The organism is Neisseria sp. P0001.S005 (genome assembly GCF_051963715.1).
Genome location: NZ_JBQCTZ010000354.1, coordinates 1 through 2061, shown reverse-complemented (window position 1 = coordinate 2061; position 2061 = coordinate 1). Strand labels below are relative to the sequence as shown.

The window sequence follows — 2061 nt, the reverse complement described above, 5'->3', positions numbered from 1 at the left end:
TCCCGATTCCGTCCGCGCACTGGCCGAACTTTACGAAATCAAAGACTGGTTGCAATCATGAAAAAAACCACCGCTTCCCTCTGCCTCATCATCAGCCTTGCCTCCGCTCCCGCACTTGCCGAACGCAATCCGGCCGACCCTTACGAAGGCTACAATCGCACCGTTTCCAAGTTCAACGACAAAGCAGACAAATACGTCCTTTCCCCTGTAGCACGCGGCTATCGCAAAGTAACGCCCAAACCGGTGCGTACCGGCGTGAGCAACTTCTTCAACAACCTGCGCGATGTTGTCAGCTTCGGCAGCAACGTGCTGCGCCTTGACATCAAACGCGCTAGCGAAGACCTCGTCCGCGTCGGCATCAACACCACCTTCGGCCTTGGCGGTTTAATCGACGTAGCCGGTGCAGGCGGCGTACCCAGCAATAAAAACACCCTCGGCGACACCTTCGCCTCATGGGGCTGGAAAAACAGCAACTACTTCGTCGTCCCCCTGCTCGGCCCGTCTACCGTACGCGATACCGTCGGCAACGCCATTACCACCGTCTATCCGGTTAAAAATGCCGTCTTCCACACCAGCGCAGGACGCTGGGGTACAACCGGCATGCAAGCCATCAACACCCGCAAAGAGCTCCTCGACCTGACCGACAGCCTCGAAGGTGCAGCCATCGACAAATACAGCTACACACGCGACCTTTACATGAAAGTCCGCACCCAACAAACCGGCGGCACGCTCCCTCAAAGCGAAGACGACAATATCGACATCGATGACTTGGTGGACAGCAACACCACTTCCGAACCGGTAGCAGCCCCCCAATCCACTCCGGAAGAAATCCCCGATACAGCCAATCCCCAAACCCTGTATCAAACACCATCAGAAAACCCCTGATTATTCCCAAAAATAAAGGCCGTCTGAAATTCAGACGGCCTTTATCCTCCAAAGGATAGCCAGTCCACCACCTTTGCTATATCATTCAACTATACAGAAACCAAGGAAAACACCATGTACGAAGTCAACCGCAGCGTCTTCCTGCTTATCCCCCTCGATCCTTTTTGGAACTGGCTGAAATCCCTGCCCGGCAATCACCTTGACGGCCTGACACTTGAAGATATCCAAGCCGATGCCAACTCCTACCTCGTTCGCCCGTGCGAAACTGCCGACGAAGTATGGGACGAGATCGAAGCGCGTTTCGAAGATATTTTTGCTGCCGAATTGGCCGACTGGTGCGAAGACGAAAGCGAATGGCCTGATTTGGACGCCGACATTTTCAACGAATGGTTCGACATCCAACTTTCCACCGTGATTACCGACCTCGAACACGAACCAATCGCACGCGAAGAGTTCCAACCCATCAATCTCAACTGATGAAACTGACCGTCCGCAACTACCATCTCGACGGCTACGGCCACGTCAACAATGCGCGCTATCTCGAATTTCTCGAAGAAGCGCGCTGGACGTTTTTTCAAGAGCATGACCTTCTGTCCGAACTCGAAGGCATCATGCTCGTTGTTGCACGCGTCGATATCCGCTATCGCCGTCCGTCGCTCGAAGGCGATGTTTTAACCTTTACAGGCCGTCTGAAAGACATCGGCACACGCCACATCATCCTCAGCCAAACCGCGACCCTGCCCAACGGCAAAGCCGCCATCGAAGCCGAAGTGACCCTTATGCCCGTCAGCAGCGAAAGCGGCCGCAGCATCAGCGTTCCCCAAACCTTAGCACACGCCATTCAAAACCTCGAATCATGAAAAAAATACTCACACTCCTTGTCATTGCCACAATTGGCGCGCTTCTTGCCTTCGTCCTTATTCCCAGCAACAAAGCCGCCCCTGAGTTCGCCCTGCCCGACCTGCAAGGCAAAACCATTACCAATGCCGATTTGAAAGACAAAGTTACCCTCATTAACTTCTGGTTTCCCTCCTGCCCCGGCTGCGTGAGCGAAATGCCTAAAATCATCAAAACCGCCCAAGACTATCAAGGCAAAAACTTCCAAGTCCTCGGCATTGCCCAGCCCATCGACCCTATTGAGAGCGTCCATCAGTACGTCAAAGAATACGGCCTTCC

The 2061-nt window shown here is 53.9% G+C and carries 4 protein-coding genes; all 4 read left to right on the top strand.

Annotated elements, in window-relative coordinates; genetic code table 11:
• The first annotated feature begins 57 nt into the window (after nt 1-57).
• Complete coding sequence (locus ACTHSP_RS20060; RefSeq protein WP_049350934.1) at nt 58-885, top strand: MlaA family lipoprotein; 828 nt, start codon at nt 58-60, stop codon at nt 883-885.
• 114 nt (nt 886-999) lie between these two features.
• Nucleotides 1000-1362 carry a hypothetical protein gene (locus ACTHSP_RS20055; RefSeq protein ID WP_003681812.1) on the top strand — a complete coding sequence of 121 codons (363 nt, stop codon included), beginning with the start codon at nt 1000-1002 and terminating at the stop codon, nt 1360-1362.
• Nucleotides 1362-1745, top strand: a complete 384-nt coding sequence (locus tag ACTHSP_RS20050; RefSeq protein WP_070826656.1) for an acyl-CoA thioesterase — start codon at nt 1362-1364, stop codon at nt 1743-1745. The genes ACTHSP_RS20055 and ACTHSP_RS20050 overlap by 1 nt, the downstream gene beginning before the upstream one ends.
• A partial coding sequence (locus tag ACTHSP_RS20045) for a peroxiredoxin family protein (RefSeq protein WP_440346779.1) occupies nt 1742-2061 on the top strand: 320 nt, incomplete at its 3' end. The genes ACTHSP_RS20050 and ACTHSP_RS20045, both read left to right, overlap by 4 nt.

What these genes read in the sequence shown, in the direction of transcription:
- ACTHSP_RS20060 (WP_049350934.1), top strand. Translation starts at nt 58, where the DNA reads ATGAAAAAAACCACCGCTTCCCTCTGCCTCATCATCAGCCTTGCCTCC.
- ACTHSP_RS20055 (WP_003681812.1), top strand. Translation starts at nt 1,000, where the DNA reads ATGTACGAAGTCAACCGCAGCGTCTTCCTGCTTATCCCCCTCGATCCT.
- ACTHSP_RS20050 (WP_070826656.1), top strand. Translation starts at nt 1,362, where the DNA reads ATGAAACTGACCGTCCGCAACTACCATCTCGACGGCTACGGCCACGTC.